Source organism: Flavobacterium sp. (assembly GCF_035299005.1).
In the GTDB taxonomy this organism is placed as follows: domain Bacteria; phylum Bacteroidota; class Bacteroidia; order Flavobacteriales; family Flavobacteriaceae; genus Flavobacterium.
The window spans coordinates 233,941-250,259 of the sequence record NZ_DATGXL010000004.1 but is presented as its reverse complement, the minus strand read 5'-3'; the positions used below and the strand labels follow the sequence as shown (position 1 = coordinate 250,259).

The window sequence follows — 16,319 nt, the reverse complement described above, 5'->3', positions numbered from 1 at the left end:
TCAAAAAATTTGCAATTTACCTTTATTCAAATTAATAGTCCCTGAATGATTAATTTTATTAGCATTTTTTAAAACAGGTATACTAAATCTAAAATCAATAAATGTGCCACTTCTAGCATTTGAATCTCCAGATCTATAAAAATTTGGAGTGCCAGAAGAAACATTACTACTATTTGCACCTGCATTAATTAGAGAATTTACTACAGTATCAATTCTTTTATTTCCAAATTCACTTACATTATATACTCCAACTTTACCATTCATGAGTCCTTTTGCTTGAGCTGATTGAGCATCAATTGGTTGATCTGTTTTGATAGATGTATGACTTGAAACAACAACAGATTGGTTATTATTATTTAATATATTCACAATATCTGGCAAATTGTTTTTCGAACTTTTAGTTAATTCATCAGCCCCACCAACATTTTCAGCTCCTACAAAATCAAGGCTAAAGGAAGCATAAATTTCATCAATATGGTTAGTTTCAATTACACCGCCAGTAATAAGATTATCACCATGTCTGACTGATATAATAATACTTCCATTTGAATAATCTGTATTAGGATTGTTTGATTGATCTTGAATCGTATACAAATCATAACTTAAATTACTTCCATTATGAGCCATTTCCCTATCTCTACCCTCCCCTGTATCAGATTGTACCAATAAATAAATTGGAGCATTTGGATGTTCTGCTTTAGCTTTACTTATTTCTGAGTTCACTTGTTGACTATTTGTTGGAGGGTCCTCTGGCCCCATACCTGTTGGATCAATTAGATTTATTGGATTACTAAAACAATATTCATAAGGATTTCTCTTATTATATGTCTCAGCAAGTGGGTCGACACTTAACCAAATACTAATCTTAGGGTCATAATACCTTGAACTAAAATAATAAAAACCTGTCTCCTCATCTAATTCTTTTCCATTAAATTTAAACGGCGTATTATAATAATTACTTCCTAACTGTTGCGCCATGGTTTCTCCAAAAGGTAAATTTAGAAAAAATTGATAAGCATTACCATTAAAATCCGTCAAAGCTGTAGAAGTTCCTAAATGATCTGGATGATAATAATAAATTGGTGTTATCATCGGGGCTTTTTCTACTAAATCACTTTCCTCATCTGCAACTAATGCTTTCTCTTGCTCTTCAAACGAAATTGGCTTGTAATCTTTTAATAATACTTTTCCCTTTCTAGCTTTTTCTGCAAATAAATTCAAATCTTGTATTTGCGCTTGCTTTAATTTACTATCATCAAAGGATTTTTTGGAAATTTCTTGTTTACATCCCATGCAACCAATTTCAAAAATACTTGCATCATCTTCACCAATACGACTTACAATTCGTTCCATACCTGCATAATAGTGTTTACTATATACTCCATCAGCAGTAATTACAATAAATGCACTAGGGTAACTTGTATAACCATTAATACTTACAGTACCAGGAGGATTTATTAACTCTCCGTTTTGGTATAATGCTTCCATATTCGAATTAGCCTTTAATATTCTTTCCCCACCACCATCATAAATATAATGTTGCATAGAATGATTATCAGAAACTACTCTTAATCGATTGCTTTCATCCCAAAAAAACTCTCTATTAGAATTATTATCATTTCTAACAGTAATATTTCCATTTAAATCATATTTAAAGGATTCTACATCTCCAGTAGAATTATTTAAAATTGCTTCCACTTTATGCGTATTAGAAATATACTTATAAGTATTGTCATAAGTATTCGGAATAAATGTTGTGGCATTTCTTATGTGCTCTTGTTTTTTATTAGCAATACCATGAGTGCTATTATACTCCATACTCAAAGTATAGTTACTACTTACATCATTTCCTAAAGCTAACTGATTATTACTTCCATCAAAGCTTCCTTCGGCATTTATCAATCTATTTAAATTATCATAATCAAACTTATGAGAATATTTACCAGCCATATAATTAGCCGTTACCCCTGCAGAATTAATCAAACTGGTAACATTACCAACATTATCATATTCATATTTGTTATCAAACAAACTCAAGCCATCAGAAGTTTTAACGTTTAAATTATTTAATCTTCTTGATGATAAAGAATAATTATAAAATGTTTCTGTACCATTGCCATATAACAAATAAGATCTTTGCTCAAAATAATCATAATCTATTCTCTTTATATAATCGTAAGCATTACCATTTAATTCACCTGTAATTCTAGTCATATTACCACCTAAATCATAGCTGTAGGCAATTTTTTCACCATCTGGATATTGCATACTTTGTAAACGATTCCAACTATCATAACTAAAACTTGTTTTAAATTGTCTCGTAGGAATATTTGGCCCTACAACTATTCTAATACTAGATGATAGCTCTCCCATGTTACCATAATACATTTCTTGATATCCTGTTGCATCTTCTTGATAAATTAGCTTTCCTGTTTCATTACCAGTATCTCCATATTTATATGTAACATTGGCAAAATTAGATGCGCCAGATGGTAAATCAGGATACTTAATTTTGATTAAACGGTTAATTTCATATTCATAATTAATAAAAATACTTTGATTTTCAAGATTTGCTGTTTGTAAAGCTACTAAATTCACATTATCATACTTGTAATTTGTTTTTCCACTATCTGGATGAATTAGTTCAATTTTTCTTCCAAACATATCATATTTATATTGTGTCGCAATTCCTTCATCATCAATATATTCCAATAATTCTCCAATCTCATTGTATTTATATCTAGTCCAAATATTACCCGAAGCCCCGCCAATATTATTTGTTGAAAAAACTTTACCTGACATATCTTTAAAAGTTTCAGTAATAATGTGTTGTGAACCATTCTGATCTACATCAACTTTAGTTTTTATTCCTAAAACCCCATCATCATCTGTATCAATTGAATATTCAAAAAAACTAATTTTTCCATCTGGATCAGTATTTTTCAAAGGCCTATCTAATTCGTCATAAATAACTTGTGATTTATGTGATGAATTGTTTTCATTTAATAAAAATTTCGTGTTAACAGTCAAATTTTCCCAATAAGGATGATATTTTTCTATTACTCTACCTAATTCATCAAATTTTGTCTTACCTGAAATCGACAATCCTTCAATAAAATTTGGAGATGTCGCAGTTCCATTATTATAATAAATGTCCTTTTTAATCTGAATTGGTCTAGCCATACCATCAATAAATGTATACGTTTGAATATCATTAGTTGGGTGCTGCTGATCAAAATGACTAGTAACGGCGACAGGAACAAAATTTGAGGTCGTAACTCCACTACCTGAGGGAAGTAAAGATAAGAAAGGGTAATATTCAAACTTAATTGTGTACTTTAATCCAGCTTGAATCTCTTTTGGCGCTACAATACGTGTAGTTCTTCCAAAAGAATCATATGCAAAAATCATTTTATTACTAGTTAAATCAATCACTTCAGTTTGCTTATCAAAATTTGAGTTGTAAGTAGATGATGAAACATATCCAAAAGCATCTTTTATTTTGATTATATATTTATTATAAACGGAATCGTAAGTATAATCATAATTCATTGCTTCCCCAGCTATATTTTCAGGATATCTTATATGTATTAAATTCCCAAACTGATCATATTCCATCTGAGTAACAGCCCAACTTCCATTATTGTTAGCATTAACTTTGACTATATTACCATTACTAGAATCAACTTCAGTTGTTCTCTCTCTTACTAATCCTAAAGAAGGTGTACTAACTCTTAGAGATTTAGGAACATTTATAATATTTAAAGAAGACATCGAAGAATGGTATTCAATATTTGAAGTAAAATCATCTGAAGTATCAGTTATATTACCTTTATTAAAATATTCTATTATTCTTCCTTTTGAATCATATTTCATTAAAACTTCTGAAATAATTTGCGGTGTCGCATTTAATTCATATAATTCTGTAACTCTCTTTTTTAATAAAACTGAAGCTGATCTTCTTCCTTCGGAACCACCAATATCATAGTTGGATGATAATGGAGTCGTCAAATTAATTTCATCATTACTATTATTCAAACCATAAACTTCGTAATAGTTTATAGTTTTAGAGAACTTTTGGTTTAAATCATTTCCTTTTACAATGTAACTATCCTCTGTTAAACCATTTAAAAAATAACTCAAATTATTAAAATTTGAAATATTTGTTCTGTAAATAACTTCATTACCAGAAGAATCAAAAATATAATCTTCCGCTTTTACGGTTTTATAACCATAAAATTCCCTTTCTCTTCTATCATATCTACCCTTTTCATATATAAAATTCTTTTTATAAACATCAAAACCATCATTAACTTTATCATATCCATCCTCTATGATAACTTGAGTCATAGCCCATTTTGGATTTGGATTGTCATAGTCAACCATTTGAACTTTATAATCAATTGTAAATTTACCATTCAAAGGATTAATAACCGATTTAAGTTTATTTGTTCTCTTAATCCTTGAATGATGAACTCGAATTCTTGTACTAGATATTTCTTCTAACAAATCAGGATATCCATCTCTATCAAAATCGGTAATTGTCTTCTTTGTTCTATTAGTAGAGTTTGAAGTTGATGCAGTAACACTAACATCTGGTATTTTTAATGGAATTACGACCCAAATTAAATATAATGGCCAAATTACCGAATATGTACCAGTAATATTTAAGCCCGATGTTGTTGTAGTTGCACTATTATGATAAGAAAAATTATGACTCATAGTTGAAATACTACTATCAAATTTATTACCTAAACTAATGTCGGTGGCTATACTTGATGAATTTGAAGTTAATTTATCTAATAATCCATCACCATTTAAATCTATTAATGTTGTTTCAGTATCTGAATCTGTTCGTCCAAGTGACAAACCTGCTTCAATACTCGCATTTGCATAATTAAATCCTAATCCACCACCAAATGTTGTACTTTTACTTTGAGATAATGAAAAACTACCCCAATTATTACTTAAATCGTAATTATTATTTCCATAATTTAAAACAACATAAACATTATTAGAAGCATCTTTAGCCAAAATATCAGGCAATCCGTCACCATTAAAATCAGCCCATAATCTTGACGTAAAGGTGTTACCTTGACCAAAGCTTCCAGAAATACCAACTGAATTATTCCCTCCACCAAAAGAACTTGTCCCTGGTTTACCAATTTTTAATTTTCCATTTGGAGTAGGCTTAGCACCCTCGCTTCCTGCATTTGGTTTTCCTGATTTACCAAACGTACCTGATGCACTAAATCCCCAATTTCCATTTTCATCAATTGACATTTCACCATTGTTAGACCCTCTACCCATTGGAGACATTAGCCCTCCTGTTCTAACTGTATACTGTATCTGATTTTCAGTTATAATATCAGGATATCTATCACCATTCAAGTCAATAAAATCAGATAATGATTTTGAAACACCTCCTAACGAAGTTGTTCCAGAAGCACCAAATCCACCAAATCCACCACCAGCAGAAACACTACTTCCGTTTCCAACTGTGTACTTGTCTATACCATATGCCCCAGTGAAGAATGTTCCAGAATAAATTGTATTATCTTCTTGAAAATCTACAGATTGATTTAGTTTTGCTGCCCTTGTATGCCATCTACTTGCATAATTTTCCTTATGAAGTCCAATCCATTTTTCATCACCATACTCTGATTCTTTGTAAGCATTAGCAATTAAGAAAGGAATATTATTCATTCCTGAATTATTTTGAATAGTTTGTAATGTATTTTGAATAGTTGATGCAGAGCTAGGGTCGTTTATATTAATATTTTGTAATAATTGTAAATTACTATTAATTTGATTACTACTGTTCAATAATGAATTTTGTAATGCTGTAGCCTGAGCATCAGTTATATTTAATGATTCTTCTTTAATTAAATTAACATTCAAAGAACTAATATGTATCGCATTATTGACAACCTCTGGATTGTATAAAAACTGCCCCCATTGTCTATACATTGGTCCAAAATTACCAAATGGTCGTTGTAATAAATTGGCTGTATCACTAGAGTAATAAAACGAACTAGTACTTCTTGTGATTTTTATTAAATTAGAAACATTTAATAATCTATTTAATAAAGAAACATCAGAAGGATTATTTAATGATCTTTGACTATCATCTGTATAAAATCCTACTTCAATAATTCCACTATTTGTTCCAAGACTTATAAGCCCTGGTTGTAAAACCGCATTACCGTTAGTAACCTGAATTACTCTCCTACCAACATATTGGTTATTCTTTTTTACAACAAAATAAACAGTTCCATTATCTGTTGAATTAAAACTTACATTTAATAAATTAGGGCTAATAATTAGGCTAGTTGTTCCATTATTTAATGATGAAACATTTAGTCTATTGTAACCTCCGTTTGCACAAGTGAAATTTTTATAAACACTATAATCTACAATTGGAAATCTTGTCTCCGCAACTGTTACATTGCCTTCATTAGATGAATTACCAACAATAGGCTGAGTAGTGTTTAAAATAATTTTAGGTTTCCATAAGTAGTTAGCCCACTTAACATTTGAAGTTGAAAAAACTTTAAAGAAAAATTGTGTATTAGAATTATTATTATTTCCAGACACAACAATATTACTTAACCCCACTGGTTGAAGAGAAGTTACCACATTTGGACTACAAACTTGAGAAAAAATAATATTATCTGTATAGCCTGAACCATTTTGATCTCTTCTAACTATTTGATATCTCAATTCATCTGTAGGGTTACTAACATTAAAAGGATCCCAAGTTATTGATGCACTTCCATTACCAGGGAATACAATAGGAACTTTCTGAGACAATATAAAACTTTCACTATAACTGCTATTAAATGGTTTAATTCCATTTTGATCAACAATAGAATTTATCAAATTATCATTATATTCTATTCTTGGATCCCAATATACAGCTGGATTTCCATTATCAATAGAATGTGTTCTAAAATAAATTCTATCCCCTTTTTTAACTTTTAAAATTCCAGCTTGTGAACTACATGCAGTACTAAAATTTGTAATAGTATTATTTACATTTGGTGTTGCACTATTTAATTTTACACCAAACAACATACACATTTCTGCAGGCTCATAACTACATGTACTATTATTGAATCTATTTTCTGATACTGATTTATTTACTTCATTTTCTTCATTATTATCTTGAACGAATTTAAAAACAATAGAGTCATCTGATTGTTTGAACTTTATAAAATCAAATTTCATGTAAGATTTTATCATTTCAATATTAATAGTGTTTTCCGTTAGCTTTACTTCAGAAAATGGGAAAATTTCTTTAAAATCAGTGACAAAATCATTTATACTTGTCTTGTTATAAAATTTATCATTCTTTAAATTGACTCCATCAATTTCAACACTAAAATCCTTGTTTTCAATTCGTTCTAAATCAATTTCTGTATAAAAATTATTCTTTGATTCATATAAATTTGAATCTGGTTGAAAACTTCTACCAGACCCCACACAAAAAGATGAAAAACTCCAAGCAGTTCCCCCTAATGGAGCAGTTACAATAATTTGAGCTGTTGTAGGATATGCAGAACTTTTATTAAAAATCAATTGCCCTACACCATTTGATGGAGATGCGGTTTGAATTTCACTTAATGGAACACCCGCATTTAATAATGCATTATTATAAGTATTTGACCCTCTATAACCAGAAGAAAATGTTTGACCATTCCAAATAATATCAAACTTGTCCGGCACAGATTGAGCATTGTAATTTATACCTGCATTTCCTACACCAGTTCCAAAATCAACAGTAAAAACCTGATATCCAGCTCCACCTCCTGAATTTACAGAATCTCCACAATATACTGTTTTGTCTTTTTCTATTTCAATAGTAACAATAGCTTCTTTTGATGGATCATTATTAGTTATGTTGTTATATATAGTGATTTCCCCATCAATTGGAGCTTCCCAAACTTTTACAACATCATAACTTGGCACATCAATTTCTATATCAGGATTTGGAATTGTAACACTTACTGGAGATGCTTGTATCAACATGTTTTCAGTTAGTTTACTTTCAGGTTCAAAATATGGGTTACCAGAAGTATCAATTCTATTAAAAAAAGTCGTACCATTTTTTACAATATCAATTAAGCCATCAGCATTAACATCTGTGAAATAAACTTTCGTTTTCGATTTATTTTTAGAGGTATCCCATCCAGCAAAACCACTTCCTCCTGAAAAACCAAAATTTGCTTGGAGATTCCAACTCGACGATTGTCCATAAGATTTATAAAAATCATTAACATAACTATTAACACTTGTTATTGGTGCATAAACACCAAAAGAATGGTTAATAATTTCTTGTCCCGATGTATTTGTTGTTCTAGTTAATAAATGCTTTTTCCAATACATCTTTCCATCTATAGCCTTAAAAACTAGATCATCTAAACCATCTCCATTTATATCAATTAAAGAAGTTAAAGACTGACTTTCATCCCAACTATGATTATATGCTCCTCCAATTGTTATGTTTTTTGTGGTTGGATCCCAAGAAAAATCAACACCAAATCCTAAATGACCACCAATATTATAGTTATTTGAAGTAGATGAACCTAAAACAGCTCCTGTGCTATTAAAAGAGGGAATATTACCATTAATTAAAAAATCATCATTTATAAAATCAGGACAATTAGGGTCTCCGTTTTGAAAACTTCCTGAATAATTTATGGTATAATTACTATTCAAAAGTGGAAAATTACTATCATTAAAAATGTTCTTCTCTTTTTTAGAAGATGATAATTTTGTATTACATCCTGCTGGATCACTATTGAAATTATAATTCATCGGATTACCCGATAAATCAACAAAAGATACTGTATTAAATGCCATTGTAGATTGAAAAGCTCCTAAATAATTTAATTCACCTAAATAAAATCCACAATAAAGACTTGGAAAACTTACAGCTATTGCATTTGCAAAATCAATATCATTGTTAAATGGACCACCAGGTACTAACTGATTGTTAATATAAACATTCATTGGAGTTATAAAAAGAGAACTTGGTAAGCCGTAAATCGTATAACACGATGAAATAGGTGGTGTAAAATCATTACATATTGTTTCTTCAATTCCGTTTGAAAAGTAAGATTCATTTCCATTTTCATCAATAATATCATCATAATATTCAAAGTCATGATGATAAAATTCTTTTCCTTTACCGTCAAACTCAGTCGCCTTAGTTAGTAAACTTTTTCCAAATCTACCAATAGAATAAGTGAATTCATATTCTCTAAACTTAATATTATCATTAAGTATCTGTATTTTCTTTAACAAATAAGGATCTATTCTTTTTATTCCTAGCCTCGCATCAATTTCTTGATTTGGTCTTAAATTAATCTTATCAGTTATAAACTTAACATTATATTTTCCTAAAGTATTTGTATAACCTGTATAAAAAATATCCTGAATGATAAAAACTCTTCCGCTGTTAAGATTAGAATTTACTCCTGAAAAAGTATTTACAATTTGATTTTCGTATTTATAAATAATATTATTCCCATGAATGTCTTGAGTTTTATAAATACCCCAATGAACGATATTATTTTCCGAATTTCTAATAATTGAATTTTCAATAATTCCATTTTCATCACCACCAAACCAGTTAATAGTACCATCAGTATTGGTTACTTTCCATCTATATTCATTTGGTAAATTTCCTAATCTTTGAACTTTACTAAAACTATTTTGTTTTCTAAAAGTAAAAAAAGCCTCACTTTCGTTAATTTTGGCTCTTTGAGCAGTATTATAAATTGGATTTCCTGAACCATCATTACCTTCATCATAATGACGGTTAGGCATCCAATCTACATGTTGGCTTTGAGTGTTAACAATTTTAGGATACATTAACTGTTCCCCAGAAAGACTGTAAATCTCTGTTTCAAAATCATTGTTAATTTTTGGAACGCCCCATTTAGTATCTATCATTATTGCAGGAGCGTTTATACTCCAACCTTGCCCCAACCAACCATTTCCTCCTTCACTATTATATTGCAAAGATAATTGAGGCTGTAAACCATTCCTTCCTGATGGAATTTTAATTGGATAACTTACATTTGCATCACCTTTTTGTGAAACATCGGGAGGACTAATCAAAGTCATTTCAGAAGATGGATCGACAGCTTTTATGTCAGACATCATTGTTGGAGTAAACCCTGCTGTTTCTGGGCTCTCTGGTGTTTGAATTATACCATTTACATAATCAGTAAAGTGATCTGTAAATGATAAAATTGACATTTTTTTAACATCAATAGTATCTCTATCAATAGCAATCCATTTTTTTAAATTAGTATTGAAATAAAATGTTTTAATATCATTAATTGAATGTCCTCTAGGTATCAATTTTTCATCGTATTCTAACTCAATTTGAACTGGATTTTCAAACTTAGTTCCATCTGGTAAAAAACGATATGCAGCACCTCCTTTAGTTACGTTAATCATACCTGAAGCCATTGGAGCAATATCTACACTCCTTAATTTACTGATAGATATTTCTTTATCTTGTATTAAAACACTATCATTAATTAATAACCTTGCACCATCAACTTCAAGTTTTTCTATTGTTCGTGTTCTAACTTTGAAAGTTTTAGACTCAAGTATCTTCTCTATTTCAAAAACTTTATCAGCATCTAAAATATTATCCAAACTGATTATCTGTTGTCCTAGATGACCTTTACTATCAAAAGCATTTATTATAATAAAGTTTCTTTGCTTAATTTCATCCGTAAGATTAACAAATCCTTCAAATTCTCCATTTAAAAAATTTAAACCTGACTGCTCAACAAGAACCTTAACATCTGAACTGTAATTTCTTAAAAAACCTTTTATATAAATCTTATTATCCTTAGCATAATTTAGACTAGATGAGTTAACTACTATAGAGGAATTAATATTTGAATCTAATTCAAATTCTAGTTTAACATTTCTTATTTGATATTGATAATTTGCATTTCTTGGAGTAGTAAAAATAATTTTATTTTCTCCAGATTTTAACCAATCTATATTTAATTCCTCTTTTTGTGTAGTCCAATTATTCTGTATTTTAACTAAATACCCACCTGTTGCTGGTCTATCATTGATACTTCTTGTAACAGCATTCAAATCTTGAACACCAAATAATTCATACTTTAAAAAAACTTTTACATCCTTATTTGGTAATTCTTTGATGTTAAACTTAAATAAATTATCTGTTACATCATCCAACGGGTTTTGGTTGGAAGCACCTATAATTCCTAATTCAATATCAGATTCTATTTGAAAGTTTGATAGTGAATTAATAACTGAACTCTTTTTATAATTTATAATAGTAGATGCTTTTTTATTATCTAAAAACTTGCTTGAATAATTTTTTTTCTCAGTAGAAACTTTTTGACTGTCATCATTATTATAAATTGAACCAATATAAACATGAGGTTCAGGATTGTTTAAATAATCAATTATAAGATTTTGTGATGGTGCTACAAAAGAACTATGTAGGATTACGATAAGCATTAACTTATGAAATACATTAACTATTTTCTGATTTAAACCTAGTGTTGTTTTATTATCTTCCATTGCTAAATTTCTTAATATTGACATTATCTAACTATTAACTTTGTTGATTGAATCTTCCCGTTTATTGATACTTGAATTAAAAAAGTTCCCGAGGTATAGATTGTTTCTTGATGCATGTAAGATTTTATAATTCCTAGATTCTTACTTTTAATTAACTTTCCATTAATATCATAAATAGAAGTAATTACTTCAGATTGTTCAAAGAGATTAAAATCAATTGAAAATAATTGACCCTTATAAATTGGATTTGGGTAAATTCTAAATCCTTCAGCATTAACATTATCAACTTTTGATTCTTGATTAATCTCAGTGATATCAGTATCTTTTCCTTTGACCAAAGAAAATAAATACTGCGAATTCGGATTTAATTTAATTGCATCAAAAACAATTTGATCTTTTTCATCAACTACTGCTTTGTAATATTTTGCGGTTTTGAAATCAATTTTATTTGTTCCAGTTGAATCTATTGCAAGCCAAATAAAATCCTGCTTATCATTTGAATCGTCTTGAAGATTTATAAGTTTTCTATCAAAAACTATTTTGGCTAAAAATTGTGAACTCTCACTAGAAAATGTTTTCAACCTCCAAACTCTTTCAAGTATTTTTTTGTTGCTTAAATTATCTTTTTTTAAACTAAATTTTTTATTGTTATCACCCCAAATAATAAAACTTTTATCAGTGAATACATTTGTCATATTATCTTTATCATTTGATAAAACATTAATGGACAAACCGTCATCTAATGAATTTTTAGATCTAATTTGTTTTAAACCCAAAATTGAATCGTTCCCAATTGCGGTTATTCTATTAATAAAGTCAATATCTTTTTTTGCATTCCAAATAGTATCTCCATTTGAAATTAAATAATTCTTGTTATGCTCTAAAGAAACACCATATTTTATAGACAAATAAGACTCTATAATACTTTTCTCTTTATTACTAATATTTTCAGATATAAAAATGATTTCAAAAATTTGTAATTGTTTATTTGATTTATCAAATAGTATTTCATTTAAAATCAAGTGTCCCTTTCTTTTATTAGATAAATTTTTATTGTAAATAAAATTAACAATTACTCCAGTTGATGCTTTATATTCATCAATTAATGACTCTTTATCAGAAACTATTTTCTTGTTGAAAATATTTACATTAAAATCTCTATTTTTTAGAGTCAAAATCTCTGTTTCATTTTTAGATTTACTTCTAAAAACAATAAATAAAGAGCCTTTATCTGAAAATATATTCTTTTGCTTTTTTAAAATGTTCTTATTTGAAAAATTAATTGACTCATTAAAATTTAAATAATCTTGGTTTTGAATTGAATCGACAAAAACTGCTTTTTCGGATTTTATCCAAAAAACTTTATCAGATAGTAAATTTAAATTTTGGGAAAATAAATCATTTAAAAAACCACAACTGATAAGTAACAAAAGAATTAAAATTGTTTTTTTCATAATATTAAACTGATTTTCCTTAACACATATTATTACTAAAACTGTGTTAAAATTTAAGCTAAAATCAATTATTTTATTTGAGAAAAAAAGAAAATTTCAATATTTAACCAAATGTATACCAGAGGTATAACTATTGTTAAAATTTAAATATAGCCTCGAGATTTGGCTTCTTTTAGAATATTTTCATCCTCATTAAGATTTAATGACTGTCTTATTTTTGAGATTCTTTTTTTAATTGTGATTTCTGATACTGACAACTTATCTGCAATTTCACTAATTCTATAACCACGAGATAAAAAGTGAATAATTAATCTATTTTTTTCATTTATGAAAACTTCATTTCCCCAAATTTCTTCTAATTGTTCAACAACAAATCTACTTCTGAATTTCTTTCCTGATAAAACAATTTCAATAATTTCTAAAAAGATATCTCCGTTTACATCCATTTTTGTTGCAATTCCATTAGGAGATACATTTTGAACAATGTCAAATAATGTGACATTTTCAATAATGGATGTTAATATTATTGTTTTACTATTTGGAAAGTTTGTCTTCAAATATTTACAAACATCTGCACCGTTTAAAATATTTTCTTGTCGATAAATCGGCATTGAATAATCAATAATAGCTAAATCAATATATGCATTTATTTCTCTTGTGCTATTAATTTTTAAATAAGCTTCTTCACATGAATTTGCCTCAATAAAATTAACATTATCCCCTAATACATTTGAAAATGAAAGTATCATCTTATAACCATCAATAGTCATTTGATGATCGTCTGCTATAAAAATATTCAAAATCAAAAAATTTATAAGTTAATACTATTGCATTTTTAGTGTTTAACAATAATAGTAATATTTATTTAAGTTTTAATAAAATTCCTTCGATTTTGATTTTAAACATATGAAATAATAACATTTGAACTTCGTAAATAATCTAAAACCCTTTTTGCGACCTTCGGGAGCAAAAACGAGATTGCCTTTGTGTGCGCAAATTCGTAGAAATTTGTGGACACAAAGGCACATCTCGATAAGTTAGACCGTTAAAGGATTTATTCGATTTTTAATTCTAATCAAATATTATCTCACTTTTGAAATCATAAACAATCTTTTCTTTTAATTTATTTTTGAAGTCATCATACATTTTATCATAAGCTTCTTGAGATAAATCTTCAAGTTCTGCTATTTTATCATCATCAACTTCATTTTCAATTAGACTCTCTAAATAAGCTTCAAATTCATCAATTGAATACATATTAAATCTGTGTTCAAAGTTTTCCAATGTAGTCTTATAATAGGAAGAAATAGTTTGATGTAAGAATTCTAATTCCTTTTGTGTAAACTCTTCTTCATTTGCTTCACAATCTTCATTTTCCTCTTCTTCAGAATCATCATAATTCACATAAGACTCAAATTCATCTATAATATCAGAAACAAATTCAGCTGCATAAAATCCAATTCCTGAATTTGTATTCCAATTGGGGAATTTCTCATCCAAGTAGCGTATTATTTCATTTAAAATTGGAGTATCGGAGTAATTCTCCATAACGTTGTAATAATCCTCATGTTTTTCTCTATTAGCCACATACTCATCCCAATAAAATCTAAAATTTTCCATAATAATACATTAAAAAATACAACACTAAATTTAACAAATATTTTCTTCCAAAAAAAATAATTATTCTAAATTATCTACCCAAATTTCAAAATCATGCATAGCCGCTGGATTGTCAAGAAAAAATTGTTTGTATTTATTAGTACAGTCATTATAACCTTTATCATAACTGATTTTTTGAAACTTAACAGATGTTGCATTTAATTGATTTACTTGGCTATGGTGCCAATTCATCAAAAAATAAAGAATGGTTAATAATAGAGTTGTGTAAAGTATAGATAATAGGTATACAAATTGAACTTTGACATATTTTGAATAAAAACACAATTCCTTATATTTATTTTCAATTTCAAAATTGATGTTATCTAAACTTTGACTTAATATCTTACTAATCGCCTCTAATTCCCTTTTTAACTTTAATAAATCTGCCATGGTTATTTATTATTTAATGTTGTTCTCAGTTCAATTAACGTAGTTAAATTTGAGTTTGACTGATATAATAGATAACTTATGTAAATTGAATAAAAGCTTAAAAATATTATCAACCATACTTTTATATCTAGGTACCAACTTAATTCATTTGGCGGTTTAATTTGTGATATTTCTAATCGGTGCTTTTTTAGTAATTCAATATGATTGTAAACTAGTTTAATCATTTCGTTTTTGTTTACATTAGTATGATTTTGAAATTTATCCAATTCAACTTTTAGAGAATCAATATTCAATTTAGGATTGTGATTTTTCAAACTATCCATTTTTGAATTTAATGTATCTGCAACAGTAAATAAATCTTTAGTTGATTTTCTATTTTTCTCCATTTCTTCTAGTAAGATTGAGACCATATCAATCAAACCAGGTTGTTTTTTACCTGCCATGTCTAAGCTTTATTTTTGGCTTTTGATTAGTTTCTATCATAGGTTTTCCAACTATATCTTGTAAGTTAATTTTTCTATTAACTTCAGAGGCTTTGAAGCTTTCTTTTGTGGCCACATTTACAAATCTGTAACCTTGAATTAATCCTTGCTTATTAACTGAAGGTTGCACTTCAACACCCATTGTTTTCATCACTAGAAAATATTCTTCCAAAGAATTATATTGTCTTTCAATAGCTTTTAAATGCTTATTGTAAATTTCATCTTTTGTAGATTTTGGAATTGTAAAACCTTCATTTTGATTAGCTTTAATTTTATTAATCATGATTTGTTTCGCCGAAATTAGATTTCGTCGCGAAGCAATACGATGAGCTGTCCATTGTGCCTTCTTACCAATAAAGTGATCATTAACCATTTTTCCTGTTTCCATATTCAAACGCCCGCAATAGATGTGCACATGTTTGTGAAGTTTTTCGGTATGGACAAATGCAAGGATCTGGTGATTATCAGTATCAATACCAAGCTCTTTCATAAATTCGACTGTAATTTCCTTAAGATCTGAATTAGATAACTTATGACCATCATCAATTGAAGGAGATAGAACCAGACTTAACGTTTTATTTTTTGCTCTGTGGTTTAAATCCTGAATTATATTCATTTCTTCAATTATTTCTTTTGGATTTAAGCCACAGAGATTGTTTCTGAACAACTCGTAACCTTTCCTATCATTCATAATGTAATTCAATAAAGAACCACCACCAGAACATGCTTTAGCCATACCAATCATATA

Annotated in this window: 7 protein-coding genes; all 7 read right to left on the bottom strand. The window is 28.4% G+C overall.

Annotated elements, in window-relative coordinates; all coding sequences use genetic code 11:
- The 7 genes from VK164_RS02540 to VK164_RS02510 all read right to left on the bottom strand — a co-directional run bounded on the left by VK164_RS02540 (position 1) and on the right by VK164_RS02510 (position 16,316).
- The gene (locus VK164_RS02540; RefSeq protein WP_324207840.1) at positions 1-11,610 is read right to left on the bottom strand and encodes a SpvB/TcaC N-terminal domain-containing protein; all 11,610 of its coding nucleotides are present in this window, start codon (positions 11,608-11,610) and stop codon (positions 1-3) included.
- Positions 11,610-13,040 (bottom strand): T9SS type A sorting domain-containing protein, encoded by a 1,431-nt coding sequence (locus tag VK164_RS02535; protein WP_324207839.1) that lies wholly within the window; start codon positions 13,038-13,040, stop codon positions 11,610-11,612. Before VK164_RS02535 ends, VK164_RS02540 begins: the two co-directional genes overlap by 1 nt.
- Before the next feature lie 143 nt (positions 13,041-13,183).
- Positions 13,184-13,840: a hypothetical protein gene (locus VK164_RS02530; protein WP_324207838.1), complete on the bottom strand. Its 657-nt coding sequence runs from the start codon at positions 13,838-13,840 to the stop codon at positions 13,184-13,186.
- A 271-nt stretch (positions 13,841-14,111) separates the two neighbouring features.
- Positions 14,112-14,660 (bottom strand): hypothetical protein, encoded by a 549-nt coding sequence (locus VK164_RS02525; RefSeq protein ID WP_324207837.1) that lies wholly within the window; start codon positions 14,658-14,660, stop codon positions 14,112-14,114.
- 60 nt (positions 14,661-14,720) lie between these two features.
- Positions 14,721-15,089 (bottom strand): hypothetical protein, encoded by a 369-nt coding sequence (locus VK164_RS02520; RefSeq protein ID WP_324207836.1) that lies wholly within the window; start codon positions 15,087-15,089, stop codon positions 14,721-14,723.
- Between the two features lie 2 nt (positions 15,090-15,091).
- Positions 15,092-15,532, bottom strand: a complete 441-nt coding sequence (locus tag VK164_RS02515) for a hypothetical protein (protein ID WP_324207835.1) — start codon at positions 15,530-15,532, stop codon at positions 15,092-15,094.
- The gene (locus tag VK164_RS02510) at positions 15,522-16,316 is read right to left on the bottom strand and encodes a relaxase/mobilization nuclease domain-containing protein (RefSeq protein WP_324207834.1); all 795 of its coding nucleotides are present in this window, start codon (positions 16,314-16,316) and stop codon (positions 15,522-15,524) included. The genes VK164_RS02515 and VK164_RS02510 overlap by 11 nt, the downstream gene beginning before the upstream one ends.
- Positions 16,317-16,319 lie beyond the last annotated feature (3 nt).

Coding starts and splice junctions, on each gene's coding strand:
- VK164_RS02510 (WP_324207834.1), bottom strand. CDS start 16,316: ATGATTGGTATGGCTAAAGCATGTTCTGGTGGTGGTTCTTTATTGAAT.
- VK164_RS02525 (WP_324207837.1), bottom strand. CDS start 14,660: ATGGAAAATTTTAGATTTTATTGGGATGAGTATGTGGCTAATAGAGAA.
- VK164_RS02520 (WP_324207836.1), bottom strand. CDS start 15,089: ATGGCAGATTTATTAAAGTTAAAAAGGGAATTAGAGGCGATTAGTAAG.
- VK164_RS02540 (WP_324207840.1), bottom strand. CDS start 11,610: ATGTCAATATTAAGAAATTTAGCAATGGAAGATAATAAAACAACACTA.
- VK164_RS02535 (WP_324207839.1), bottom strand. CDS start 13,040: ATGAAAAAAACAATTTTAATTCTTTTGTTACTTATCAGTTGTGGTTTT.
- VK164_RS02515 (WP_324207835.1), bottom strand. CDS start 15,532: ATGGCAGGTAAAAAACAACCTGGTTTGATTGATATGGTCTCAATCTTA.